26 protein-coding genes are annotated in these 24991 nt (G+C 40.1%); 5 read left to right on the top strand and 21 right to left on the bottom strand.

Translation table 11 applies throughout. From position 1 onward, the window contains the following. Positions 1–23: 23 nt before the first annotated feature. The 9 genes from QF028_RS04010 to QF028_RS03970 form a co-directional block, all read right to left on the bottom strand. Positions 24–797, bottom strand: coding sequence for an enoyl-CoA hydratase-related protein (locus QF028_RS04010; protein WP_215000727.1), 774 nt, complete (start codon positions 795–797; stop codon positions 24–26). Positions 798–808: 11 nt separating this feature from the next. Continuing rightward, positions 809–1585 (bottom strand): enoyl-CoA hydratase/isomerase family protein, encoded by a 777-nt coding sequence (locus tag QF028_RS04005; protein WP_215011265.1) that lies wholly within the window; start codon positions 1583–1585, stop codon positions 809–811. A 1-nt stretch (position 1586) separates the two neighbouring features. Then, the gene (locus QF028_RS04000) at positions 1587–1889 is read right to left on the bottom strand and encodes an EthD family reductase (RefSeq protein WP_215000730.1); all 303 of its coding nucleotides are present in this window, start codon (positions 1887–1889) and stop codon (positions 1587–1589) included. A 17-nt stretch (positions 1890–1906) separates the two neighbouring features. Beyond that, a complete protein-coding gene (gene paaD / locus QF028_RS03995; protein WP_215011263.1) occupies positions 1907–2404 on the bottom strand; it encodes a 1,2-phenylacetyl-CoA epoxidase subunit PaaD in 498 nt (165 codons plus the stop codon). 27 nt (positions 2405–2431) lie between these two features. After that, positions 2432–3235 (bottom strand): 1,2-phenylacetyl-CoA epoxidase subunit PaaC, encoded by an 804-nt coding sequence (paaC, locus tag QF028_RS03990; protein WP_429464268.1) that lies wholly within the window; start codon positions 3233–3235, stop codon positions 2432–2434. Beyond that, positions 3225–3584, bottom strand: coding sequence for a 1,2-phenylacetyl-CoA epoxidase subunit PaaB (gene paaB / locus QF028_RS03985; protein ID WP_088089105.1), 360 nt, complete (start codon positions 3582–3584; stop codon positions 3225–3227). The genes paaC and paaB overlap by 11 nt, the downstream gene beginning before the upstream one ends. Before the next feature lie 15 nt (positions 3585–3599). Next, positions 3600–4556: a 1,2-phenylacetyl-CoA epoxidase subunit PaaA gene (gene paaA, locus QF028_RS03980; protein ID WP_215011259.1), complete on the bottom strand. Its 957-nt coding sequence runs from the start codon at positions 4554–4556 to the stop codon at positions 3600–3602. A gap of 129 nt (positions 4557–4685) precedes the next feature. Beyond that, positions 4686–4820: a hypothetical protein gene (locus QF028_RS03975; RefSeq protein ID WP_429464266.1), complete on the bottom strand. Its 135-nt coding sequence runs from the start codon at positions 4818–4820 to the stop codon at positions 4686–4688. 33 nt (positions 4821–4853) lie between these two features. Further along, on the bottom strand, positions 4854–6182 hold the full coding sequence (locus QF028_RS03970) for a phenylacetate--CoA ligase family protein (protein ID WP_429464264.1): 1329 nt from the start codon (positions 6180–6182) through the stop codon (positions 4854–4856). A 275-nt stretch (positions 6183–6457) separates the two neighbouring features. On the opposite strand from QF028_RS03970, the gene QF028_RS03965 reads away from it, so the two are divergent. Genes QF028_RS03965 through QF028_RS03955 form a run of 3 tightly spaced genes read left to right on the top strand, consistent with a single transcriptional unit; the run spans position 6458 to position 8823 of the window. Then, positions 6458–6808 (top strand): DUF485 domain-containing protein, encoded by a 351-nt coding sequence (locus tag QF028_RS03965; protein WP_410883814.1) that lies wholly within the window; start codon positions 6458–6460, stop codon positions 6806–6808. Further along, positions 6808–8358, top strand: coding sequence for a solute symporter family protein (locus QF028_RS03960; RefSeq protein WP_429464262.1), 1551 nt, complete (start codon positions 6808–6810; stop codon positions 8356–8358). The genes QF028_RS03965 and QF028_RS03960 overlap by 1 nt, the downstream gene beginning before the upstream one ends. Before the next feature lie 15 nt (positions 8359–8373). Further along, positions 8374–8823, top strand: a complete 450-nt coding sequence (locus QF028_RS03955; RefSeq protein ID WP_429464260.1) for a PaaI family thioesterase — start codon at positions 8374–8376, stop codon at positions 8821–8823. Positions 8824–9080: 257 nt separating this feature from the next. Here the strand turns inward: QF028_RS03955 and dtd are convergent, their stop codons facing one another. The 6 genes from dtd to QF028_RS03925 form a co-directional block, all read right to left on the bottom strand. Continuing rightward, positions 9081–9524, bottom strand: coding sequence for a D-aminoacyl-tRNA deacylase (gene dtd, locus QF028_RS03950; RefSeq protein WP_215000753.1), 444 nt, complete (start codon positions 9522–9524; stop codon positions 9081–9083). A gap of 13 nt (positions 9525–9537) precedes the next feature. Further along, positions 9538–11736 (bottom strand): RelA/SpoT family protein, encoded by a 2199-nt coding sequence (locus tag QF028_RS03945; RefSeq protein ID WP_215000756.1) that lies wholly within the window; start codon positions 11734–11736, stop codon positions 9538–9540. A 219-nt stretch (positions 11737–11955) separates the two neighbouring features. Continuing rightward, on the bottom strand, positions 11956–12468 hold the full coding sequence (locus tag QF028_RS03940; protein ID WP_429464257.1) for an adenine phosphoribosyltransferase: 513 nt from the start codon (positions 12466–12468) through the stop codon (positions 11956–11958). Then, on the bottom strand, positions 12459–14822 hold the full coding sequence (gene recJ / locus QF028_RS03935) for a single-stranded-DNA-specific exonuclease RecJ (RefSeq protein WP_429464255.1): 2364 nt from the start codon (positions 14820–14822) through the stop codon (positions 12459–12461). The genes QF028_RS03940 and recJ overlap by 10 nt, the downstream gene beginning before the upstream one ends. A 97-nt stretch (positions 14823–14919) precedes the next feature. After that, complete coding sequence (gene secDF / locus QF028_RS03930; RefSeq protein ID WP_429464253.1) at positions 14920–17184, bottom strand: protein translocase subunit SecDF; 2265 nt, start codon at positions 17182–17184, stop codon at positions 14920–14922. 142 nt (positions 17185–17326) lie between these two features. Continuing rightward, positions 17327–17623 (bottom strand): post-transcriptional regulator, encoded by a 297-nt coding sequence (locus tag QF028_RS03925; protein WP_168245199.1) that lies wholly within the window; start codon positions 17621–17623, stop codon positions 17327–17329. A 138-nt stretch (positions 17624–17761) separates the two neighbouring features. On the opposite strand from QF028_RS03925, the gene spoVB reads away from it, so the two are divergent. Then, positions 17762–19309 (top strand): stage V sporulation protein B, encoded by a 1548-nt coding sequence (spoVB, locus tag QF028_RS03920; protein WP_429464251.1) that lies wholly within the window; start codon positions 17762–17764, stop codon positions 19307–19309. A gap of 46 nt (positions 19310–19355) precedes the next feature. Here spoVB and QF028_RS03915 read toward each other — a convergent pair whose 3' ends face one another. After that, complete coding sequence (locus tag QF028_RS03915) at positions 19356–20015, bottom strand: DUF421 domain-containing protein (RefSeq protein ID WP_215000771.1); 660 nt, start codon at positions 20013–20015, stop codon at positions 19356–19358. 263 nt (positions 20016–20278) lie between these two features. Here QF028_RS03915 and QF028_RS03910 point away from each other — a divergent pair, with 263 nt between their 5' ends. Beyond that, positions 20279–20641 carry a TIGR04086 family membrane protein gene (locus QF028_RS03910; RefSeq protein ID WP_429472174.1) on the top strand — a complete coding sequence of 121 codons (363 nt, stop codon included), beginning with the start codon at positions 20279–20281 and terminating at the stop codon, positions 20639–20641. A 97-nt stretch (positions 20642–20738) separates the two neighbouring features. Here the strand turns inward: QF028_RS03910 and yajC are convergent, their stop codons facing one another. From yajC to ruvA, 5 genes are read right to left on the bottom strand one after another with little or no spacing between them, the layout of a single operon-like run. Then, complete coding sequence (yajC, locus tag QF028_RS03905) at positions 20739–21032, bottom strand: preprotein translocase subunit YajC (protein WP_429464249.1); 294 nt, start codon at positions 21030–21032, stop codon at positions 20739–20741. Between the two features lie 29 nt (positions 21033–21061). Further along, a complete protein-coding gene (gene tgt / locus QF028_RS03900; RefSeq protein WP_168245203.1) occupies positions 21062–22201 on the bottom strand; it encodes a tRNA guanosine(34) transglycosylase Tgt in 1140 nt (379 codons plus the stop codon). A 27-nt stretch (positions 22202–22228) separates the two neighbouring features. After that, positions 22229–23257 carry a tRNA preQ1(34) S-adenosylmethionine ribosyltransferase-isomerase QueA gene (gene queA / locus QF028_RS03895; protein WP_429464247.1) on the bottom strand — a complete coding sequence of 343 codons (1029 nt, stop codon included), beginning with the start codon at positions 23255–23257 and terminating at the stop codon, positions 22229–22231. Positions 23258–23286: 29 nt separating this feature from the next. Next, positions 23287–24291: a Holliday junction branch migration DNA helicase RuvB gene (gene ruvB / locus QF028_RS03890; RefSeq protein WP_429464245.1), complete on the bottom strand. Its 1005-nt coding sequence runs from the start codon at positions 24289–24291 to the stop codon at positions 23287–23289. A 10-nt stretch (positions 24292–24301) separates the two neighbouring features. After that, positions 24302–24913, bottom strand: coding sequence for a Holliday junction branch migration protein RuvA (ruvA, locus tag QF028_RS03885; RefSeq protein WP_168245206.1), 612 nt, complete (start codon positions 24911–24913; stop codon positions 24302–24304). Between the last annotated feature and the right edge of the window lie 78 nt (positions 24914–24991).

Below are 24991 nucleotides of genomic sequence, written 5' to 3'. Positions count from 1 at the left end.
TTCATCCCACTCCCTTTTTTATGTTACTCACCAATAAATTGAGCTTTGCGTTTCTCTGTAAATGCCGTTACCCCTTCAACATAATCTTTCGTTAAGCCGGCAATTCGTTGTCCTTCCGCTTCTTCTTTCAAATATTCTTCAAAAGAAATATGGTAGGAGGCTTCTAAATATCTTTTGATTAAGCCGATTGCTTTCGTTGGTCTGCTGGCAATATTTTCTGCAAAGGCTGTCACTTGTTCGTTCCAGTCCTCTACTCCGATTACTTTTGTAGCAAGACCCATTTTTTCTGCCTCAGCAGCAGGTACTTTTTCTCCCAATACAGATAGCTCTAATGCCTTTGCATGACCCACAATTCGTGAAAGGAAATACAGATTACCCGAATCAGGAATTAACCCAATATTGACAAAGGCATTTAGAAAGCTTGCTTTCTCAGAGATAAGACGGAAATCGCAGGCTAATGCCAGACTAAAGCCTGCCCCTGCAGCCACACCGTTTACTGCTGCAATAATTGGTTTTTCACAACTGACGATTTCCTTCATCATCGGACCGTAATCGTCACGGAGCATTTGCCCTAAATTCATGCTGTCATCCACATCTGCTAAGTCTTGACCGGAACAAAAGGCCCTTCCTTCTCCGGTAATGACAATCGCACGCACCTCATGAGACTTTGACGAGTGTTTAATTGCCTTTTGGATTTCTTTATTCATTTGTGATGTAAAAGCATTCAGTTTATCAGGTCGGTTTAGACTGAGCCAAGCTACCCCGTTTTCAATCCGAAAAGTAATTGTTTCGTACATAGCATAACTCCTTATCTGCCTGTAAAATTAGGCTTTCTTTTTTCTACAAACGCTTCCATGCCTTCCTTTTGATCTTCAGAAGCAAAGAGCAAGTAGAAATTCTTTCTTTCATATTGCATTCCTTCATATAAGGAGTAATCCACTGCCTTATTAACAGAGTCTTTGATTATTCTGACTGCTAAAGGCGGCTGTGCCGCAATCTTTCTTGCGAAGCCAATCGCTTCCTCCATCAATAATTCAGGTGCGACAATTTTATTAATAATGCCATATTTTAAGGCTGTTTCTGCATTGATTCTTTCGGCGGTCAAGATCCATTCAAGTGCCTTTGTTTTACCCACTAGCTTCGTCAGTCTTTGTGTCCCTCCTGCTCCAGGCATAACTCCAAGTGTTACTTCTGGAAAGGAAAACAGTGTATCTCCAGCAGCTATAAGTAAGTCACATGATAAGGCAAGCTCAAAGCCACCGCCGAATACAAAGCTTTTGACTGCACCAATGATAGGCTTTTTAACGAAACTTAACCGGTCCCAATCAGCAAATTGATTCAACAATTCCAATCTAACAGGATTGTCATTGGCCATCTCATCAATATCCGCTCCAGCAGAAAATGCTTTTCCATGACCGGATAATAAGATTACTTTCACTTGGGTATCACGGTCGAATTCTTCTGCTGCAGAAACAATTTCACCGACCATCGTCCGGTTCAGCGCATTCAATTGTTTCGGTCGGTTCAAAGTGATAAAGCCTATCCCATCCCCAATTGATGTCTCAATAAATTGAAACTCGTTCATTTTATACTTCCTCACCGATCATCATGGTTACGAGTTTCCCAGCAAAACCCATCAAGTCTTTTCCTGATGCTTTTCCTTCAGGGGAACGCATACCTTGTTGAAGTGCTTCATGATTTTCATAATACATTTCGCATAGAATGTGATATTCAGAGTCTTTCCCCATTGGTGTTCCGACTATTTTTGTAACGACCATTTTTTGAAGACCTGGGATTTTTTCTGTGATAGGACCATGAACACTGAAATAATGTTCATCAAATTCTTCTTTATTTTCCGGCTGCTTATATAGAGCAATTAACTTTACCATTTTATTCCCTCCGTATTTTACATAAATTTAATCATTGGTTTCATTGCTTCAAATGGGTTTTTACATGATTTGCAATATAAAATGCTGCGGCACGCGGTTGGTCCGAATATGTTTTCCATCGTGACATACGTGGATTCACAATACGGACAATCTATATGCCACGATCCATCTTCTTTCATTTGTCGAGGGGGAGGGGAGATTCCGAATACCTTTAGTCCCGCTTTCCCCTTTTCCGTAATCCTGTCAGATGTCCAGGATGGGGAACGTAGGAATTCTACGCTCACTCCTTCAACGCTTGGCAGCTGTTTAACGGCTGTTTCAACATTTTTTTGAATGATAGACAAAGCTGGACACCCTAGAAAGGTAGGCAGTATTTTTACTGAAACATCTGATCCTGATATCTCCACATTCTCCACCATTCCTAAATCTAGAATGCTGACTGTATTAATTTCAGGATCTTTTACGTTTTCCAGTAGTTTATATATTTCTTCTGATGTTAATAACACGGTAGACATAGTCCCCCTCCCCCTTTTCCTCTTGTATTACCAGGAAGCTGCTTTATTACTAGCGTATACTTCACTTAAAGTTTCGAGTGCCTTCTCTAAATCCTCTGTGTGCTTCCCATTTCGTCCATCTCCTTGAGCCATTCCTACTTCAATGGGTCCTTGGAGCCCAACACTTTTCAATACAGGTGCAACAGCCTGATTCCATTTATTCAGTAAAACCGCTTCGCTTTCAATTAAACCTTGTTGCACGATTTTATTTCGATGTTCTCCAAGAGAGAGAACACCTTGAAAATCTTGCAACGTTTTTTCAATAGCTGCTTTCATTCGGGAAACAGCTTCTTCATGACCTGAACCTAAAAGTTGAACGAACCATGTTTTCCAGTGCATTAAATGATAGTAAAGTTCCATTTGCACCTTTGCGGCAACTTCAGCCAGCGGCTCATATGAACTTGAATGTAGTGATTGAATCTTAATCATTTTAGCTTGGGTATAAAAATAATTTCGTACAACTGCAAAAGCCCAATCATAATCCGGTTCTTCCATATAATAGCCAGGTCCATTAACGAGTTCCAAGATAATCGCATTACGCCTTGCATTCGCTGGACGGTCATGGGCCAGCTGATTTGCATTCCCTTCACCGAGTTCTTCTAACAATTGATAGAATATGGCCGCATGACCCATTGTATCTTGGGTGATGGAGGAAGTTGCTACGTCTTCTTCAATGTGAGGAGCGAGACCCAGCCATTCAGATCCACGATAGGAATGGATAAAATCATCGTCTGCTAGTTGAAATAGCAACTCTTTAATTGCCGTATTCTCTACTGATGAATTATTTGCCATTTTTTACGCCTCCTGCCCAAGACAAAATTTCCTTCTCATCAAGCATTTCTTGTTCATATTTCCGCCATTTTTTCTTTAAATAGCCATACCCTTTTGTTGTGCGGTATTCTTTATTATCTAAACGTTGAAGCGTTTTCTTTTCTTCCGAAGTCATTTTACGTATATTCTGACGTTTCACAACCCAGATATCATCCACTGCTTCACGTCGCATAAAGTTTTCCTGTGCCATCAGGATCGCAATATCCTCATTTGGTGCGAGCAAGCTAAAATGATATTGTACTGGTGCAGTTGGGGTCTTGCGGCTAAATACTTCAAACTCTTCAAAATATGATTCTTGCCTAGTTTCCATGTTCCTTCCCCTCCCTTAGACAGTCTTTGGTGACAATGCTTCACGTACCCATTGGTTATTTTTGTAAGAAATTCTTCTAAGATTCAAGCGCTCTTGTGAACGAGGTCCTTCATTTCTAGCAATCTTCTTCAATTTATTCCAGTCAGGCTGTTTATAAATCCATTTTCCTGTTTCTTCATCAAATCGCAGCGTTTCATCCGGAATGGTAAAACCAAGTGAATGAATCCGCTTAATATACTTGCTAAAGAAAGATTGACGAAGTCCTTCATTCGTGCCCGTTCTGATTCTATACTTTAAGGTAACATCTTGTTTTGAAGCACCCATTTCATTCTTGCTTGGCGGTCCGAAGAAAAGCAGCAAAGATTCCCACCAATAATTAAGGGCATCTTGCACCATTTGTCTCTGTTCTTCTGTCCCTTCAGCTAAAGCCATAATAATGGCTTCTCCGTGTTGAGCGTGGAAAACCTCTTCTGCACAAATTCTGTGTAAGGCACGGGCATATGGACCGTAAGATGCACCAAGCATATCCGTTTGGGTGATAATGGCCGCTCCATCAACTAACCAGCCAATCAGCCCTGCATCTCCCCATGATTTAGCTTCCATATGGAAAACATTATGGAACTTTAAATCTCCAGTAAAAAGATCCTGCATCAGATCGTCCCGCTTTTTTCCATATGGTTTCAATAAATCTTCCGCCACACGAAGCAATAATTGTCCGTGTCCCATTTCGTCTTGTACCTTCGCCATAATCCCAAGTTTTCTATGCAAAGTAGGAGCTTTTGGTACCCATTCCTTTTCAGGAAGTGCTCCCATTATTTCGCTCATACCATGCATGGAAATTAATTTGATTAATGTATTCCGATATTCATCTGGCATCCAATCATCTGCTTCAATTTTATCTCCAGCTTCGATCCTAGCTATAAATTGCTCCAGCTTTTCCTGTTCTGTTATTTCATTTAAAAGAACGCTCATTTCAAATCCCCCTTTTCTCAAAAGCAATATAACGTTTATTTAACGTAATTATATTTTATTGTTATATAAAAAGCAAGAATATTGCGTCATTTTTTTAAAATAAAAGAATGGGCGATACTCTCCTTTATTTCAACGATACTTTGAACCGTGACGACCTACTTTATCTTCGCTAAATCGTGGATACGGTGCACGGGCACCAGAAATTTTTGTACAATGACAAGGGAATGGCATTTGTTCTTCTTGACGAAAATGAAGGAACAGCATGCACAATTCCCTGCTGGGATAATGACAGATTCATTATACGCTGATCATAGCACTGTTTCGCTTATCAACAATACGAATGGCCTTTCCTTCAGAACGCGGGATGCCTTTTGGAATGTTGACAACGATATCCATCGTCACTAGACATGTGTTTTTCATATGGTGCTGGACCGTCTTCTTCAATTTCTGAACATTGGCATGTGTTAAGTCTCCATCAATCCTAGTATAGAAATCGCTTTCAATTTCAACATGTAATTCAACACTGTCCATTGCACCTTTCTTAACAAGGTGAATCTGATAATGAGGAACGAGTCCCTTCACTTGCAACAATGCCCGTTCAATTTCAGAAGGGAAAACGTTTACACCTCTGACAATGAGCATGTCATCTGTTCTGCCTTTTACCCTGGACATTCTCGTTGTCGTACGTCCACATTTACATTTTTCTCGGGTAATAGCGGCAAGATCCCCAGTTCGATAACGAATAATTGGTAGGGCTTCCTTCGTTAAGCTAGTAAAAACAAGTTCTCCAACTTCTCCATCTGCTACCGGTTCGAGTGTATCTGGATTAATCACTTCAATCAGGAAGTGATCATCTGCGATATGAAGTCCATCCTGTGCTTCATGACATTCTATCGCAACACCCGGTCCCATAACTTCACTTAGGCCGTAAATATCAACCGCTTTCAATTTTAGTTTCTTTTCAAGTGTCGCTCTCATTTCTTCCGACCAAGGCTCAGCGCCAAAAATACCATATTCAATTCCATTATCAGCAGGGTCTATCCCCATTTCTTCCATCTTTTCAGCCATATTTAGAATATAAGATGGCGTTCCGCAAATACCTCTCGGTTTCAAATCATTAATAAGTGTAATTTGCCGATCTGTGTTTCCCCCCGAAATTGGTAATGTTGCAGCGCCTAGCTTTTCTGCTCCGTAATGAAGACCAAGCCCGCCTGTAAACAATCCATAGCCATAGGCATTATGAAAAATATCAGATTTCCGACCGCCTGCAGTGACAATTGCACGGGCAACCATTACTGACCAGTTTTCAATATCATTTTTTGTATATCCTACAATTGTCGGCTTTCCGCTCGTTCCAGATGATCCATGAACGCGGACAACCTCATCCATGGGAACTGCAAATAGACCGAATGGGTATTGCTCACGAAAATTCTGTTTTTTGGTAAATGGAAGCTTTGTCACATCGCTTAACTGCTGAATATCTTCTGGCGTAATACCCAGTTCATCAAATTTCTCTTTGTAAAATGGTACATTCTTAAATACATTTCTAACCGTTTTTTGAAGTCGTGCCAGCTGCATACTTTCCATTTCAACACGGGTAGCAGTTTCAATTTCTGGATTGTACATTTTGTCAGTCCCCCTCATTTGCTTTTCATTGTTCCTGAAATTACATAACGGAATTAAAACGAAAATAAAAAATCTAGTAATATACTTTTTCAGATTAATACGACATTTCCACGTTGTCAATAGTGTTAACTTTGAATTTTAATAGAAAATATAAAATTTTATTAAATATTTTAATTTACTTAATATTCTAATTATGATAGCTTTAAAACGAGAGTGACATATATCACTTTTTATCATTACCGTTTTAAAATCGTTTTATTCAAGGAGGGGTTATTATGGAATCACCAGTAAAAAAAAGCTACTTAACCGAAGAACATGTCGAAAAGAAGCCCTATTATCAATTGGTTGAAACCGAAGATTTTAAGGATTTACTTCAAAAGAAAAAAGCATTTATTATCCCTGTCACCACTTTCTTCCTTACGTTCTATTTTGTTCTACCTGTGTTAGCTGCTTATACATATCTATTAAAAGGAGAAGCTTTTCTCGGTATAACATGGGCATGGGTTTATGCACTTCTTCAGTTCGTTGTGGTTTGGATCGGTGGAATTGTCTACCTTAAGAAATCAGAGAAGTATGACAAAATGGCCCAAAATATTTTAACTAAATACCGGAAGGAGCTTGGCTGATGAGTACATTATCTCTTATACTTTTTTTAGGCATTATCTTGTTAACGCTTACAATAACCTATTATTCTTCTAAGAAAACGAAAAACGCGAGCGATTTTTATACAGCTGGCGGCGGGTTGACTGCATGGCAAAATGGATTGGCTGTAGCTGGTGACTTTATGTCTGCTGCTTCTTTTCTCGGTATTACAGGGGCTATCGCTCTGATTGGTTTCGATGGATTTTATATGAGCATTGGCAATCTTGTCGCGTTCCTTGTCTTATTATACTTTGTTTCGGAGCCGCTTCGTAATCTTGGAAAATACACGTTAGCCGATATGATTTCTGCTCGGTTTAAGTCCAAAAAGGTACGTGGGATCGCTGCAGCGAACACTCTTGTCATTTCTATTTTTTATATGATTGCTCAACTTGTTGGTGCGGGTGGATTGATTAAACTTCTTCTTGGGATCGATTACGGTCTTTCCGTTCTTCTCGTCGGTGTATTAATGACAATTTATGTTATTTTCGGTGGGATGCGGGCGACAAGCTGGGTACAAATAACAAAAGCCGCGCTTTTGCTGGGCGGTTCTTCCGTTTTGACGTTTATTGTATTTTCCCGATATAACTTTAACATCTCAGAAATGTTCCACCATGTTAAGACAGCAACACCCCTTGGTAATGACTTTTTAAATCCAGGTAATAAATACACGAATGGACTTGATATGATTTCATTTAATATGTCACTTGTCCTCGGCGCAGCAGGACTTCCGCATTTACTTGTCCGCTTCTTTACTGTAAAGGATGCGGCGACGGCACGAAAATCTGTTGTATATTCAACATGGTTTATTGGCGTATTTTTTATTATGACGATTTTCCTAGGGTTCGGTGCTGCTTCATTCGTCGGTTTTGACCGCATTGTTGAGGCTAACCCTGCTGGAAACATGGCCGCGCCGCTTCTCGCATTAACCGTAGGCGGTGAATTCTTGTTTGCATTCGTCTCAGCTGTCGCATTTGCCACTATTTTAGCGGTAGTATCCGGCCTTGTTTTAACGTCAGCATCCGCCTTTGCACATGACATTTATGGAGAAATTATTAAAGACGGAAAAATGACTGAAAAGCAGCAAGTTCTTGTAGCACGTATCTCGGCTATTAGTGTTGCGTCTATTTCAATCGAGCTAGCCTTGTTCGCACAGTCACTGAATGTTGCTTTCCTTTCGGTACTTGCATTAGGTATTGCAGCAAGCGCCAACTTGCCGGTTATTCTTTGCACAATTTACTGGAAACGATTTAATGCAATCGGAGCGATCACCGGCATGCTGTTTGGGTTAATCAGCTCTCTAGTTTTAGTTTTGCTTAGTCCGAATGTATGGAATCCCCAACCTGGAATGGGTATTTTCACAGGAGACCCTATTTTTACAATGAGCAACCCGACCATTTTCACCGTGCCTCTTGGCTTTATAGGTGCCTATATAGGTACAATGTTGTCTAAAGCAAAAGAAGACGAAAATAAATTCGCAGAAGTATTGTTTAAATCAAACACTGGGTATGGCATTAGCTCAGCAAAAGATCATTAAGGAGAGGAAAATTCCATGACAATTCAATTAGATGATCAGGCAATTCACGATTTACATTACGATGAAATTAAGCAAGTTCTAAAAGACGAACCATTTGCATCTTTTCTTGGCATGAAGCTGACAAATCTCGGACCTGGCACAGCGGAAGCGGAATTAATTCCTGACGACCGGATGCTTAATGCACATGGAACAGTTCACGGTGCCATTATCTTTTCACTTGCAGATTACGTATTTGCCGCAGCGAGCAACTCATATGGCAAAACAGCTGTGGGTGTCACCACCAATGTTAACTTTATATCAGCTGGCAAACGTGGCAGAACTTTAACTGCAAATGCAAGAGAAATAAAGAAAAATCACAAACTCGCTTGGTACAAAATCGATGTCCAAAGTGAAAATGAACTAATCGCAACCATGGAAGCGATGGTTTACAGAAAGAGCCATTATTTTGTTAAACAGGATAAATAAAGCATTTATTAACCGGACAAATCAATCGATTCGTCCGGTTATTTTTTACAATGAAAGTAATAAGTAAAACCGAAATTAATGGTACTCAAATTAAAGACGAACGATTTGTGATTCAAATGGTCTCATATTGTTTCTTCATTTTTTTCTACTTGAGTGTTGTAATTTGAAATAATGATTTCCCTGCCTTCAATTGAAAGGGCTTTTCCTATACAAAAACAAAAAAGACTTAGCACCTAATCGAAAGTGCCAAGCCTTTTTTATGATTTACTTTCAAGTATCAACGTCACGGGACCGTCATTGATGAGTTCAACATCCATCATCGCACCGAATATGCCGGTTTCTACACGAATCCCTTTTTCTCGCAGCAAGCTGTTAAGTAACTCATAAAGTTGAACAGCTTGGTCTGGCCGGGCCGCATCCATGAAGTTTGGCCTTCTCCCCTTTCGACAATCACCGTAAAGAGTAAATTGCGAAACAGAAAGAATTTCACCGCCAACATCTAATAAAGATAGATTCATCTTTTCATCGGCATCCTCAAAAATACGGAGGTTGGCAATTTTATCGGCTAGGTAGATGGCATCCTCTTCCTTGTCAGCATGGGTGATACCGACAAGTAAGACAAGCCCCTTTGTTATTTGACCAGTTACTTCCCCGCCAACAGTTACGTTGGCACCTTTACTTCGTTGAACAACTACACGCATTTTTTGAAACTCCTTAATTCATCATTCGACGGACGGAATAAATATCGTGGATCTGTTTAATTCGTTCAACCACCTTTTGCAAATGGTTCACATTGTGTATGGCAATCGACATGCTAATCGTCGCCATTTTATTCCGATCCGATTTGCCTGAAACGGCAGAGATATTTGTTTTCGTTTCATTTACAGCTTGAAGTACTTCATTCAGAAGCCCTCTACGGTCATAACCGTTAATTTCAATATCAACATTATATTCTTTCCGATCATTTAAGGATGATTCCCACTCTACCGGGATTAACCTTGACTGAGCATCATTAGAATCAATGTTCGTACAGTCCGAACGATGTACAGAGACCCCGCGGCCTTTTGTAATAAAACCAACAATTTCATCGCCTGGAACCGGATTACAGCATCTTGATAACCGAATCAGTAAATTATCAATCCCGGAAACTCGGACACCGGATTCACGTTTTTTGGAAGATGGGAAGGTTTTTAGGTCCGTTATGGCATTGGTAATATTCGAACTCTGCTCCTGATCCCTCTTTTTGCGCCATTTCTCGGTTAATCGGTTGGCGACCTGTAAAGCCGTTACACCATTATAACCAACCGCTGCATACATATCTTCTTCACTGGAGAAATTAAACTTTTCAGCAACCTTTTTCAGATTGTCAGAGGTCAATATTTCTTTGATATCGAACTCCATATTACGAATTTCTTTTTCAACCATCTCTTTGCCTTTATCGACATTTTCATCGCGGCGCTGCTTCTTAAAGAAGGCCCGGATCTTATTTTTCGCTTGCGATGTTTGCGCCAGCTTCAACCAATCCTGACTTGGACCGTATGAATGTTTCGATGTAAGGATTTCGATGATATCACCAGTCTTAAGCCGGTAGTCCAGCGTCACCATTTTGCCATTCACTTTTGCGCCTATCGTCTTATTGCCAATTTCGGAGTGAATTCGATAAGCAAAATCAATAGGAACAGAACCAGACGGCAACTCCATGACATCACCTTTTGGTGTAAACACAAAAACCATATCTGAAAATAAGTCAATTTTCAATGACTCCATAAACTCTTCCGCATTGGCGGTATCATTTTGGAACTCCAGTATTTCTCTGAACCAGGTTAATTTCTGTTCAAACGAAGTGCTCTCGTTAAGTGCTTCTTTGCCCTCTTTATAAGCCCAGTGTGCTGCCACCCCGAATTCAGCAATCCGATGCATCTCATACGTTCTAATTTGAACCTCAAGCGGATCTCCTTTTGGGCCGATTACGGTAGTATGCAAGGATTGATACATATTAGGCTTCGGCATCGCGATATAATCCTTGAAACGGCCGGGCATTGGTTTCCAGCAAGTGTGAATAATCCCTAAAACAGCATAGCAATCTTTAATACTGTTTACGACGATTCGAACAGCTAGCAAATCATAAATTTCACTGAACTGCTTGTTTTGCAAAGCCATTTTCCGATAAATGCTATAAATATGCTTCGGACGGCCAGAAAGCTCTGCTTTAATCGACACTTCACCCATTCGGTTCTTTACTTCTTCAATGACATCCACTAAATATTGCTCACGTTCAGCGCGCTTCTTTTTCATTAAGTTAACAATTCGATAATATTGCTGCGGATTTAAATACCTTAAGGCTGTATCTTCCAGTTCCCATTTAATCTTAGAAATACCAAGACGATGTGCCAAAGGCGCAAAAATTTCAAGTGTTTCATTTGAAATCCGACGCTGCTTTTCTAAAGGAAGATGTTTAAGTGTCCGCATATTATGCAAACGGTCGGCAAGCTTAATTAGGATGACCCGGATATCCTGGGCCATTGCCACAAACATTTTTCTGTGGTTCTCTGCCTGCTGTTCCTCGTGAGATTTATATTTAATTTTCCCTAATTTGGTTACGCCGTCGACAAGCATGGCCACTTCGTCATTAAAAGAAGACTCAATATCTTTTAAAGATATACTCGTATCTTCAACGACGTCATGAAGAAAACCAGCTGCAACCGTGGCAGGATCCATCTCCAAGTCAGCTAGAATGCCAGCAACCTGGATCGGATGAATAATGTACGGTTCGCCCGATTTTCTATATTGTTCACGATGAGCATGTTTTGCAAATTCGTATGCTTTTTCCAAAAATTTAACATGTTCATCATTTAAATAATTCCGAGTCTTGTCGATGACTTGGTCGGCTGTTAACACTAGATCATTCGCCATGAAATCACCTTTATTTTCGTCTCATTTTATTTATATAAATGTCATTCTCTAAAAATTTGTTCTAAATAGGAATGATTGTTATTATTATCGAAAAAAAAAGCCAAGATGTAAAGAGATTGAGAGTCTTTTTCCACACTATTCAGGAAAAATTGTGCTAAACGGGCGCTTCCGCTTTTTTATATAAAGAGAGCACTCGCCCTGAGTGCCCTCTTTAATGGTTTAATAATGCATCAATGTTAAAACATCATAACCATCAAGTTTTTTTCTACCTTCTAAATAACTTAACTCAACTAAGAAAGCAATTCCTGCAACTACACCACCAAGTTGCTCCACTAATTGAATCGTCGCATCGATTGTTCCGCCTGTAGCCAACAAATCATCCGTGATTAAGACACGTTGGCCTGGTTGGATGGCATCTTTATGGATGGTTAGAACATCTTTACCATATTCAAGCCCGTAACCAACTTTAATCGTTTCCCGTGGAAGTTTACCTTCTTTACGGACTGGGGCAAAGCCTACGCCTAAGGCATATGCAACCGGACAGCCAATAATAAATCCTCGGGCTTCAGGTCCAACAATCAGATCAATTTGTCTTTCTTTTGCATAAGCAACGATTTGGTCTGTTGCATATTTATAGGCATCACCATCATTCATTAAAGGGGTGATATCTTTAAATTTAATTCCTTCTTTTGGCCAGTCAGGTACGATTGTAATAAATTCTTTTAAGTCCATTCTTCAATTACCTCCTCAGTTTCAACCGACTCTTTAATAACTTGATCGAACCAGGCTTTTAAATCCTGGAAGGATGAAAACAATAGTTCTCTTTCAAGTTCATATTGTGCTTGTTTTATTTGGTAGGTTCGAGAGTCAGTTAGGTCACGCTTTTGCGCTCCGGTGTTTAAAGTTATAAATCCATTGTTTATTGTAACAAAATCCAGGTCAGAAAACACCTTTGACATAAAGTTTATCGTTTCCTGCGACCAACCGCGATGCTTTGCGAGGTCACCCCCATGTCGTTTAAGATCGATCGGACCCTTTTTTAACAGAAAAGCATAAAACCATTTAAAATGGTCACGGGTCGGGACAGTACTAAAGAAATCACTGGATTCTTTATAAAAATAAGCATAAATCCTAGCTGGTTGTTTCCCTTTAAATAAAACCTTTAGGATTTCTTTTGATGATGGAAAGTCAACCAGAACAATATTTGCCTTGTTCCCATCGAACGATTTTGCATCTTCCACATCTTTAATAAAAATGGTCTCATCGATTATATTAGGATTTATTTTTTCAAGGTGTTCTTGATTAAAAATAATAAATTTCCTGTTATCAGCAGGGACAGCATTTGAAAGGCTGTTGATCCGCTTTTGTCCGCGATAATCAAATAATTGCCATGACTCCACGGCAATATCGTGGATGAAAATTTGTGGTTTACGTATATTGTTCCATTCGTTAACAGATAATTCTCCAATTAACGAAATTTTTGATGCAGGTGAAATATGATCCACTAAGGGTCCTAAACCAAAGCCTACCCCATCCAGATTAGCACCACTATCATTCACTAATACCTTTAAGTGGTTTTGCTCACTGCCAATTTTTCTGATATTTGTAATGTCGACATTGTTTATTAAAACCTTTGGTTTGGGATTGTCCATTCCAAAAGGAGCAAGTAGACTCATTTCATCTAATGATGATAGATTTACATGTTGAAGTTTAATTTCCTCATCGAGAAATGTTACTGGAATTAAATCCTCAGGAGTCAGTTGTTCTTCTGCCAGTAAATTTAACCTTGTGCGGAGTTCCGCAACATTCTCTAGGTTTAAGGTCATCCCTGCTGCCATGGGGTGACCGCCAAAATGCGGCAAAATATCACGGCAGGTTGATAAATTTTTAAATAGGTCAAAACCTGCAATACTGCGGGCCGAACCCTTTGCCACTCCCTTATCCGGGTCAAAATTCAGTACAATCGTTGGCCGGTAATACTTTTCAACGAGTCTTGAGGCAACAATTCCGATGACTCCGGCATTCCAGCCTTCCTTACCGATGACTAGAACTTTATTAGACTCGATCGGGAAATTCTTTTCAACCTCTTCCATCGCCTCAGTCGTAATCGAATTAACAATCGACTGTCTTGACTTATTGAGAGCATCCATTTCTGATGCTAGGCTTTCTGCTTCAAGTGGATCATCGGTTAAGATCAGCTGAACGGCTAAGTCAGCATCTTCTAAACGCCCCACGGCATTAATCCTTGGCGCGAGGGTAAAGCCAATTGTTTCTTCATTTATCGACATGGGATCGACCCCTGCCAGCTTTAAAATGGCTCTAAGGCCAATATTATTCGTTGTTTTTAGTTTTTCAAGTCCTTTTTTAGCGATCAGGCGATTCTCATCCTTTAACGAGACTAAATCCGCAATCGTCCCAATCACAGCTATTTCTAACAAATGCTCTGGAACCTCCCCGTAAAGGGCATGGGCAAGTTTAAAGGCTACACCCACTCCTGCCAGTTCACGAAACGGATAGGTACTATCAGGAAGCTTGGGATGAATGATCGCAAGCGCCTCAGGTAATACCGGCCCAGGCTCATGGTGATCGGTAATGATGAGATCCATGCCTAGCTCTTTTGCAACGGATGCCTCATAGGTAGCTGATATTCCAGTATCCACAGTAATAATTAAATTTATTCCATTTTCTGCTGCACTCCGGAATGCGGCCTCATTCGGGCCATATCCTTCAGAGAAACGATTAGGGATGTGAAATTGAACATTTGCACCAAGGTCACGAAGCGTGATCATTAATACTGATGTGCTGCTTACTCCATCAGCGTCATAATCGCCGAATATGAGGATTGGCTCTTGGTTTTCGATGGCTTCATGAATTCTAGTAACTGCAATATCCATTCCTGTTAGGAGAAAGGGATCGTGGAATTCTTCCTTTCCAAATAAAAAATACCGTGCAGACTCAACGGTATTAAAGCCACGGTTGACAAGCAGTGAAGCGACAAGAGGCGTTATTTTCAATTCAGTTTCTAGCTTTTTGATCAGTTGTTCATCGGATTTCCGAACAATCCATCTTGTTTTCGAACTTAACATGTGTATGTTCACCCCTCAGACCTTCTTATTATACAGGAGTAGGATACAGCTTTCAATCAAAAGAAAAACCGCAGGATATCTGCGGTTTCAACTAAATTTATACTTGTGGTTGATCAGAGTACTTTCTTTTCTCTTTTACCGTTTTAATAACGCCCTTCTTCTTCAACTCTTTACATTTCAACACATACCATAAAGAACCTGCGACAAAGACGGAGGAATATACCCCAATAATTAATCCAACGAATAAAGCGATAGAGAAATTACGAATTGCCGGGCTTCCAAAAATCATTAAGCATACTGTCGTAATGAGGACTGTTAAAACGGTGTTGAACGACCGTGTCAAAGTTTGGCGAATACTAACATTTACCACATCTGCAATATCCTGAACCGTTTTAAGCCGTTTTTTCTTTTGCATATTCTCGCGAACCCTATCGAAAGTAACAATCGTATCATGGTTTGAGTAACCAATAATGGTCAAAATTGCGGCGATAAAGTTTAAATCTACTTCAAGTCTTGTAATACTAAAAATAGCAATCATGAAAAATGCATCATGAAGGATGGCAGCAATCGCGGCGATTGCCATATAAGCTTCAAACCGAATCGAAACGTAGAGAATGATACCAATTGAGGCAATCAAGACGGCAAAAAAGGCATTTTTCGCTAGTTCTTTTCCAATCGTTGGAGAAACGGTGCTAACATTCGGCTCATAGCCAAATTGCTTTTTAAAATCTGCTTTTAAAGTTGAAATTTCATCTTTTGACAGTACCCCAATCATTCGGACGGCACCAATTTGTTTTTTATCACCAGAAATGACGACATCATCTGGAGTTAAATGAAGTTTGTTAAAAGCATTTTCCACCTGGGTAGTGGTTAAAGGTGTTCTTGATTGAACCTCTACACGTGTTCCGCTTGAAAAATCAATTCCTAAATTCATACGGAATATAGCGAGAATGATTACACCGGCAACAAGAAGAACCCCGGATAGGATGAATATTTTATTCCTAAGTCTAACAAAATCAATTTTATCAAATCGAGTCGGAAGATCGATTGTATCTACATTATCGTTAATAGATTTAATTTGCGACTTGCGTACTGAAAACCAACCAGGTTTATTATTTAATAAACCGCTTTGGACCCATAGCCCCAGCAATAACCTTGCACCGTAAACATTTGTAAGGAAGCTCATCAGGACACTCACTATTAACATTGTCGCAAACCCTTTTACAGAGCTTGTCCCGTAAAAGAATAATACACAAGCTGTTAAGATTGTTGTTAAGTTTGCGTCAAGAATAGCTGTAAAAGCATGCTGCTCACCAGCTTGGAACGCTGATTTAATGCTTCTGCCTACCTTTAGTTCTTCTCTAATCCGTTCATAAGTAATAATGTTGGCGTCGACAGCCATACCGATTCCGAGAATAATCGCGGCAATTCCCGGCAAGGTCAGAACCCCATTCATCCAATCGAAAATTAATAAGACGAGAAATATATAAATTGATAACGTAACAGTAGCAATGAAACCTGGAAAACGGTAATAGAAAAGCATGAAAAGATATATGATTACAACACCAATGATTCCAGCTAAGACCGTATCATGTAATGCCTGTTCCCCGAACTTAGCTCCGACGGAAGTTGAGTACACCTCTTTTAACTTAACCGGTAAGGAGCCTGCATTTAAAAGAGAAGCCAAGGTTTGAGATTCTTTTGCAGTAAAACTGCCAACAATCGAAACTGTATTTTGATTAAATATTTGCTTTACTGTTGGGGCCGATAAAAATTTAGGGTTCGCTTTTGTTACTTCCTCTTTAAAAGAGTCTTTTCCTTCTTCAAAATCCAGCCAAATAACAAGAACATTGTTTGGTGCCATATTCATAATTTCTTCGGACACCTTGCGGAATTTATCGGCACTTTTTAATGTTAAAGAAACGCTTGGTGCACCATTTTCATCAAAAGTTTGCTTAGCTCCGCCTTGTTTTAGGTCAGAACCATCCATCATCAGACGGTCATTAGCATCACGGAAGGTTAGATTTGCTTGAGTAGATAAGATTTCGCGAGCTTTATTCTGGTCAGTTACCCCAGCAAGCTGCACACGAATCCGGTTCTTTCCTTCAATTTGAATACTAGGTTCACTCACCCCAAGGACATTGATCCGCTTGTCGAGTGCCTCAGCGGTACTTGCCAAAACCTTTTTGTCAATCTTTTGACCTTTTTTCGCTGGCTTAACATCGTACAAAACCTCAAAGCCACCTTGAAGGTCTAGTCCAAGTTTCATATTGTTTAAGATGTTCTTTGTTGTTGCTCCCATTGTGCTTCCTATAATTAGGACGACAAGAAAAAAAGCAACAATTCTACTGCGCTTTACCATTATGTATTGTTCCTCCTTAGTGCTTGTGCATTAGCACTGTTCCGTATAATCCTTATATAAATTACCAAAAAGTCACTTCCTTCATTATGAAAGAAGTTAGATTGGCTGTCAATTTACAATAATATGAATTCATAAGGCATTTTTATTTTAAAAGCTCTTTCAATTCATCTTCATCATCAAATGAGAATTCGGTCGTTTTATATGCCTCAATCGTCGCGAAGCTGAGATAATCGCTCGCCTTAACAGACAGGATTTCTTGGATAATTTCGTACAGTTTCATTTCTTCCTTTACCTTTTTCCACTTTTTCTTAATTAAAAAATCCCAAAGTTCCTTCTCCGTTACAGAATCAATCCCTAGCAATTGAAACTCCGTGAGTTTACTTGCTACTGCTGGTTGGACCTGGGTGCGAAAATGTTCGAATCTGTGACTATTATCCATTATGACTGCCTCCTTGGGAGCTCTCCCAACTGAATTGAACTTTTCAAAAAGCTTTTACTACTTGTCATGCTTTGTCCACCATTAGGCATATAGATAATTGTATATGAATTCTTCTTATTTGAGAAGGTGGGAATCCGCATGTCGAAGTTTTTAAAGGGGACTTTTATCCTATTAATCGCAGGTCTTGTTACAAGAGTCCTTGGTTTTATTAATCGGATTGTAATAGCAAGGAGTATTGGGGAAGAAGGTGTTGGCTTATACATGATGGCGTTTCCTACATTCATCCTTGTAGTGACGCTTACTCAGTTAGGGCTCCCTGTTGCTATTTCAAAAAATGTCGCGGAGGCAGAAGCAAAAGGAAATTTTGCAGAGATTAAAAAAATTCTTGTTGTATCCCTAGCGACGACTATTTCTTTATCACTTATATTTACGCCAGCGCTAATCTTACTTGCACCGATTCTATCAAAAACATTGTTTACTGACCCAAGAACCTTTTATCCTTTAATTGCAATAGCTCCAGTGGTTCCAGTAATTGCGATTTCATCTGTGCTTCGGGGCTACTTTCAAGGCAGACAAAACATGCGTCCCTCGGCAATCTCACAAATTTTAGAACAATTTGTGAGAATTACTTTGATTGCTGTGATGACAAAAGCATTCCTTCCTTATGGAATTGAATATGCCGCTGCAGCAGCAATGGTTTCTTCTGTAATCGGCGAACTTGTCTCACTCATCTACTTAATGACTGCCTTTAAATTAAAAAAACGTTTTAGGCTTAGGAAAAATTTCTTTCAATTTGTCCACAGCGGGAAACAAACCTTCAAAGAACTCATGGATATCGCTTTACCGACAATGGGGAGCAGAATGATTGGATCTGTGGCATGGTTCTTTGAACCCATAGTTGTTGTCCATAGCTTAGCCCTTGCTGGTGTCATCACTGTAGAAGCTACCAAACAATACGGTGCCTTAACGGGTTTTGCGATGCCACTGTTAATGTTACCGTCTTTTATCACCTTTTCTTTAGCTACATCACTTGTGCCAGCGATTAGCGAAGCCAATACGCAGAACAACAAAAAATTGATTGAATACCGATTACAGCAAGCATTGCGCTTTGCCTTTTTATCGGGTGGACTGGCCGTTGTCGTTCTATATGTGCTAGCTAACCCATTGATGGAACTCATGTATGGCTCAGCAAAGGGCTCTTATTTTATTAGATTGATGGCTCCCTTCTTTTTATTCTATTACTATCAAGGACCGTTACAAGCTGTGTTACAAGCATTAAATCTTGCACGAGCAGCGATGATTAATAGTCTTATTGGTGCCATCGTTAAGACAGCTGTGATTTTTTTACTGGCTTCGCAAGCCTCATTTGGAATTAACGGGGTGGCATTAGGAATTATCGTTGGCTTTGTATTAGTCACTGTTCTTCATTTTGCAACGGTATTAAAAAAGATTTCCTTCTCATTTTACGTTCGCGATTATCTGAAGGGACTTCTAGTCATGGGAGCTACAGGTTGGTTAGGCTATTGGTTATTTGAGAACACCTTCCTAACTGAACCGTTAACCATTAAGGTAATATTTTCGTTAATGGCCATGTCCATTTCCTATTTGATCATGATTATTTTGTTAGGTCTTATTAAAAAGGAAGAGCTAAAACGTATTCCCTGGCTTCGAAACTTGTTTGCCTAATTACTTTCTAAATAAATAAGACACGCATTCTTAGCGTGTCTTTTGTTCATTCATCTTGTAGATCAATAAAGAATTTCCCATTTTCATAACTGCAAAAAGAAATCTTCTTCACATCGCGATAGCCCTGTTTTTTCAATTCCTGCCGAAGCCAGAGATTTGTTTTGTTAATTCTTTTTAAACTTTCTTCTTCAATGTTTCCATCTAGGATTAAAGGGATGGTAATATCGCCTAGTTCAGATTCATTATTATTATTCTTTAATTTTTCAATGACAGACAAACTTCCGGAGGATTCTAATATTGCAAACTCCACGTCTGCAATACTGCGAATGTTCTTTTCTCGGAGCTGGGTCATTAAATCATCAAAATTGTACCGCTGCTTCCGCATTGCGTTCTCATCTATTTTCCCCCTATTAATAATAATGCTTGGCTGCCCATCAATCAGATTACGAAATTTTTTACTTTTCAACGAAAAGATGGCTAAGGTTATTTGAATCAACATGAGCAACACCATTGGAACCACCGTATGGAACAAAGGTGTATGAATTCTTTCGATGGCCACAACTGCCATCTCACCAATCATAATAAAAACAACTAGATCTAAAATGCTTAATTCCCCAATTTCCCTTTTCCCCATGACTCGAAAAATGACTAGGATAACTGCATAAAATAAAAGCGTTCGAAATACAATCGTTAAATAATCCTCCACAACCGTCGCCCCTTTTTTTACGTTCAACGGTATTATTTGCATTAGAGGATAAAAAATTACCGGAATAAAATACCAACCTTCTCTTCAATAGAAAAATTCACGGAAAACTATTCTACTTTCCGCCTTCAACGAATACGCTTGTACTAGGAGTGAAACATGTATCTAGGGTCTGGCAGTACTTTACATTTAGGATCATTTGCCAGCCTGAAGGCGACTGAAGGGGGAGAGTTAAAATCGAATCGAAAAGCTTTGGTACTTCAATTCTGTACGGATTAATTTTTATTCTTGTTTTTGCCGTGATATGCAGTCTTATTTTTGCGTTTATTCTCAAGTTTACGTCTGCTCGTGAAGTATCACTACAATATGTCGTCACGGCATTATCATTCATCGGGCTATTCGGAGGCGGTTTTCTATCTGGCGGGAAAAGAAAAGAAAAGGGTTGGCTTATTGGCGGACTAACTGGACTTATCTACTCGTTCGTTGTCTTTTTATTCCAATACTTAGGATATGATCGCCTGTTTAACGCCGAACAAGTAATTTATCATACTTGCTATACCTTAATTGCGATGATGGGTGGAATTTTAGGGGTAAACATTTCTACCAACAATTCACGGAGATCCGCATGACATCGAAAAGAGGAAGGGCTGGGGCTGCTGGGCGCTGGAGCTAGACAATTAATAAATTAAAGGAAGCCATACAGGACGGCTTCCTTTTCGTTTGTTCCTATTTTGTTAGATTGACGCTTCCTTCACTTGCATCCGCTGTGACTTCACGAATGGAATTACGGTCAAATGTAAGACGGCTTCCGTCACCACATTTAATTACGGCTTTATTCTCATCAATTGAATCTATAAAACCATGTAATCCACCAATCGTGACTACTTTATCACCCTTTTTTAAATCACTTTGCATTCTCTGAACCGCTTTCTGGCGTTTTTGCTGCGGGCGAATTAATAGGAAATAAAATAACACAAACATTAATATTAATGGAACAATGGTACCAATTCCTCCTGACATCTTGTTTCCCTCCTTTCAAAAATTATCTATTAGAAATTTTTCGCATTCGGTTTGTTAAAACCATATTGCTCAAAAAATTCTTCTCTAAAATCACCAAGCCGGTCTTCCATGATGGCTTGTCTGACTTTCTCCATTAATCTTAACAGAAAATAGAGATTATGGTAAGACGTTAAACGAATTCCAAATGTTTCGTCACATTTAATTAAGTGACGAATGTATGCACGGCTATAATTTCGGCAGGTATAGCAATCGCAATTTTCATCCAGCGGGCCAAAATCTCTCGTAAATTGTGCATTTTTTACAACAAGTCGACCAGTGCTTGTCATCAATGTACCATTTCTGGCAATTCGTGTAGGCAGCACACAGTCGAACATATCAATTCCGCGAATCGAGCCATCAATTAATGAATCAGGTGATCCTACACCCATTAAATACCTTGGTTTATTTGTAGGTAAAAGTGGTGTCGTGTGTTCAAGCATGCGATTCATAATGTCCTTTGGTTCACCCACTGACAAACCGCCAACTGCATAGCCAGGGAAATCTAACGAAACAAGATCTTTCGCACTCTGCTTGCGAAGCTCCTCATATTCTCCCCCTTGGACGATTCCAAATAAGCCTTGGTCATTGGGGCGGCTATGTGCATTTAAACAGCGCTCCGCCCATCGTGATGTTCTCTCGACAGACTTCTGCATATACTCATATGTTGCAGGGTATGGAGGGCATTCATCAAAGGCCATCATAATATCGGAACCAAGGGCATTTTGAATTTCCATTGCCTTTTCTGGTGATAAAAATAATTTTTCACCGCTCATATGGTTACGGAAATGGACTCCTTCTTCCTCAATTTTACGGAATTCACTTAAACTAAAAACTTGGAATCCGCCCGAATCTGTTAGGATGGCTCGGTCCCAGTTCATAAATTTATGTAGTCCGCCTGCTTCTCTGATGATTTCGTGTCCCGGCCTAAGCCAGAGGTGATAGGTATTACTTAAAATGATCCCCGCTCCCATTTCTTTTAAATCTTCGGGAGACATTGTTTTCACAGTTGCCAGCGTTCCTACCGGCATAAATGCAGGGGTATCAAACGAACCGTGAGGAGTATGGACTCTGCCAAGCCTGGCCCCTGTTTGTTTACATGTCTTGATTAATTCATAACGAATCGCAGTCAAATTTTTTTCTCCTTCCTTATGTACCTCTTAGATGATGAACATTGCATCGCCAAAGCTAAAAAAACGATACCGCTCTGTAACGGCAGTTTGATAAGCATGTAAAACATGTTCTCTGCCTGCTAACGCACTGACGAGCATAATCAAGGTTGATTTTGGCAAATGAAAGTTCGTTATCATGCCATCAATGGCTTTAAATTCGTACCCTGGGTAAATAAAAATATTGGTCCAGCCGCTGCCCTCGATAAAAAGTCCATCATTTGCGGAGGCAATCGTTTCAAGGGTTCGTGTTGAGGTAGTCCCAACGGTAATAATTCTGCCTCCATTGTTGCGTACCTCGTTAAGCAGATGTGCTGTCCCCTCTGTGACGATATAAAATTCAGAGTGCATATCGTGTTCCAATACATCATCTACACTTACAGGACGGAAGGTTCCGAGCCCTACATGAAGGGTAATAAACGCGATATGAACACCTTTTTCTTTAATCGCTTCTAATAAGCTGTCTGTAAAATGAAGCCCTGCCGTTGGTGCCGCGGCTGAACCAGGTTCACGGGCAAACACGGTCTGATACCTATCCCGGTCCTCGAGCTGCTCTTTTATGTAGGGAGGAAGCGGCATTTCACCTAATTGGTCAAGGACCTCATAAAAAATACCCTCATATTTAAAATCTAATATTCTCCCGCCATGGTCCGAGGTCCCAGTGCAAACGGCCGTAAGCAGACCATCACCGAAATCTATTTCCGTTCCTTCTTTTACTCTTTTTGCAGGCTTGATAAGGGTCTCCCATTGATCGCCTTCCAGCTGCTTCAAGAGTAAGACTTCGATTTTTGCACCTGTATCTTTTTTGACGCCAAAAAGACGTGCAGGAAGTACCTTGGTATCATTTAAAACAAGGCAATCTCCTTCACGCAAATAGTCGATAACATTTTTAAACACTTCATGCTTTATTTCGCCTGATTCCTTATCTAGAACCATTAATCTGCTATCTGTCCGATTTTGAAGCGGAACCTGTGCAATTAATTCCTCAGGCAAATGAAAATCAAACAAATCTACCTTCATATTATGACACCCTAATCTAAATTTAATAATCAATCAGTGGCTGGCGAATCCATCCCAAAATGGTGATAGACCAATGAGGTTACCACCCTGCCCCGTGGAGTTCTTTGCAAAAAGCCAATTTGTAATAAATATGGTTCATACACATCTTCAATCGTTTCGGCTTCTTCCCCAATCGATGCGGCAATCGTATCAAGGCCGACAGGGCCGCCGCGGAATCTTTCGATAATACCCTTCAGCAGTTTATGGTCGATATGGTCTAAACCAAGTCGATCTACTTGTAGGAGTTCGAGTGCTTCTCGTGCTAGGGCCAGCTCAATCGTCCCATTCCCTCTTACTTGGGCAAAATCTCTAACCCGGCGAAGAAGACGATTCGCAATTCTCGGGGTCCCTCTTGATCTCCTGGCTATTTCTCGCGCTGAAAGGTCATCGATTTCGGTACCGAACACTTCCGCTGTTCGCAGGACAATATTTTTTAATTGATCTTCCTTATAATACTCGAGTCGGCTTAAAACTCCAAACCGGTCTCTTAAAGGAGCTGATAGGGAGCCTGCCCTCGTAGTCGCTCCAACAAGCGTAAAGGGTGGGAGGTCGAGGCGGACTGACCTCGCACTTGGGCCTTTACCAATGACAATATCAAGACAAAAATCTTCCATCGCTGGGTAAAGTACCTCTTCAATCGTCCTTTGCAGGCGATGAATTTCATCAATAAATAAAACGTCCCCAGGTTCGAGTGCAGTAAGAATCGCAGCTAAATCACCAGGCCTTTCAATCGCAGGTCCTGATGTGGTGCGGATGTTCACACCCATTTCATTGGCGATAATCACAGCGAGTGTTGTTTTCCCTAATCCGGGCGGACCATAAAGGAGCACATGGTCTAACGTTTCCTTACGCATTTTTGCTGCCTTAATATAAATATCAAGATTTTCCTTTACTTGATCCTGTCCGATGTATTGTCTTAAGGTTTGCGGCCTAAGGCTTTGTTCTATGCTGATTTCACTTTCATTGACTTCACTCGAAATAATTCGGTCATCCATGAATCATCACCTATTTTAAAAGCCGCTGAAGGGCTTTCTTAATGTATTGGTCCGTTGACATTTGTTCTTTTCTTAACTCAGGTGAAATCTTTTTGATTTCCTTTTCGGAATAACCCAATGCTTTCAGAGCAAGAATTGCTTCTTCCAAGTTCGAGTTGGTTGCTTGTGTATGTAAGTGAAGTTGGTCGGTATTAAATAAATTGGGGAAATAGTCGGGAACGATATCCTGCAATTTTCCTTTTAAGTCCAATATCATTTGCCGGGCTGTTTTTTTGCCGACCCCGGGGAATTTGACTAGGAAGCTTTCATCTTCATTTTCAACGGCAGTAACCACCTGTTGTACTTCACCGGAAGCAAGGATTGCCAACGCCCCTTTTGGACCGATTCCAGATACATTTAGTAATTTTGTAAAAAGCTTTTTCTCTTCTCTTGTTTCGAAGCCGTACAGGGCCATTACATCCTCACGAACGTAGTGGTAGGTATAGACTGTTACCATTGTTTCCATTTTACTAGCATAAATAAACGGATTGGGTGTAGATATTTGGTAGCCAATGCCGCTGTTCTCAACAACTATATATTCTGGTCCGACAAAATCGACGGTCCCTTTTATAAATTCGTACACTACATTCTCTCCCCTAGTTTTTCACTGTATTTCATTCTATCATACAATTTTAGGTTAGTTGTAGAAAATAGGCTGGTA

The sequence above is a fragment of the Neobacillus sp. B4I6 genome (assembly GCF_050434045.1).
GTDB lineage: Bacteria > Bacillota > Bacilli > Bacillales > Cytobacillaceae > Neobacillus.
Note: the sequence above shows the minus strand (reverse complement) of the source record. Positions and strands in the feature narration are given on the sequence as shown.

Bases quoted from the DNA above. Each gene is read 5' to 3' on its own strand.
- QF028_RS03970 (WP_429464264.1), bottom strand. From the start codon at position 6,182: ATGTACAATCCAGAAATTGAAACTGCTACCCGTGTTGAAATGGAAAGT.
- QF028_RS03955 (WP_429464260.1), top strand. From the start codon at position 8,374: ATGACAATTCAATTAGATGATCAGGCAATTCACGATTTACATTACGAT.
- recJ (WP_429464255.1), bottom strand. From the start codon at position 14,822: ATGTTAAGTTCGAAAACAAGATGGATTGTTCGGAAATCCGATGAACAA.
- spoVB (WP_429464251.1), top strand. From the start codon at position 17,762: ATGTCGAAGTTTTTAAAGGGGACTTTTATCCTATTAATCGCAGGTCTT.
- QF028_RS03940 (WP_429464257.1), bottom strand. From the start codon at position 12,468: ATGGACTTAAAAGAATTTATTACAATCGTACCTGACTGGCCAAAAGAA.
- QF028_RS03945 (WP_215000756.1), bottom strand. From the start codon at position 11,736: ATGGCGAATGATCTAGTGTTAACAGCCGACCAAGTCATCGACAAGACT.
- QF028_RS04000 (WP_215000730.1), bottom strand. From the start codon at position 1,889: ATGGTAAAGTTAATTGCTCTATATAAGCAGCCGGAAAATAAAGAAGAA.
- QF028_RS03975 (WP_429464266.1), bottom strand. From the start codon at position 4,820: ATGCTGTTCCTTCATTTTCGTCAAGAAGAACAAATGCCATTCCCTTGT.
- dtd (WP_215000753.1), bottom strand. From the start codon at position 9,524: ATGCGTGTAGTTGTTCAACGAAGTAAAGGTGCCAACGTAACTGTTGGC.
- ruvB (WP_429464245.1), bottom strand. From the start codon at position 24,291: ATGGATGACCGAATTATTTCGAGTGAAGTCAATGAAAGTGAAATCAGC.
- queA (WP_429464247.1), bottom strand. From the start codon at position 23,257: ATGAAGGTAGATTTGTTTGATTTTCATTTGCCTGAGGAATTAATTGCA.
- paaB (WP_088089105.1), bottom strand. From the start codon at position 3,584: ATGGAAACTAGGCAAGAATCATATTTTGAAGAGTTTGAAGTATTTAGC.
- paaD (WP_215011263.1), bottom strand. From the start codon at position 2,404: ATGTCTACCGTGTTATTAACATCAGAAGAAATATATAAACTACTGGAA.
- QF028_RS04005 (WP_215011265.1), bottom strand. From the start codon at position 1,585: ATGAACGAGTTTCAATTTATTGAGACATCAATTGGGGATGGGATAGGC.
- yajC (WP_429464249.1), bottom strand. From the start codon at position 21,032: ATGTCAGGAGGAATTGGTACCATTGTTCCATTAATATTAATGTTTGTG.
- QF028_RS04010 (WP_215000727.1), bottom strand. From the start codon at position 797: ATGTACGAAACAATTACTTTTCGGATTGAAAACGGGGTAGCTTGGCTC.
- secDF (WP_429464253.1), bottom strand. From the start codon at position 17,184: ATGGTAAAGCGCAGTAGAATTGTTGCTTTTTTTCTTGTCGTCCTAATT.
- QF028_RS03960 (WP_429464262.1), top strand. From the start codon at position 6,808: ATGAGTACATTATCTCTTATACTTTTTTTAGGCATTATCTTGTTAACG.
- QF028_RS03965 (WP_410883814.1), top strand. From the start codon at position 6,458: ATGGAATCACCAGTAAAAAAAAGCTACTTAACCGAAGAACATGTCGAA.
- QF028_RS03925 (WP_168245199.1), bottom strand. From the start codon at position 17,623: ATGGATAATAGTCACAGATTCGAACATTTTCGCACCCAGGTCCAACCA.
- paaA (WP_215011259.1), bottom strand. From the start codon at position 4,556: ATGAGCGTTCTTTTAAATGAAATAACAGAACAGGAAAAGCTGGAGCAA.
- paaC (WP_429464268.1), bottom strand. From the start codon at position 3,235: ATGGCAAATAATTCATCAGTAGAGAATACGGCAATTAAAGAGTTGCTA.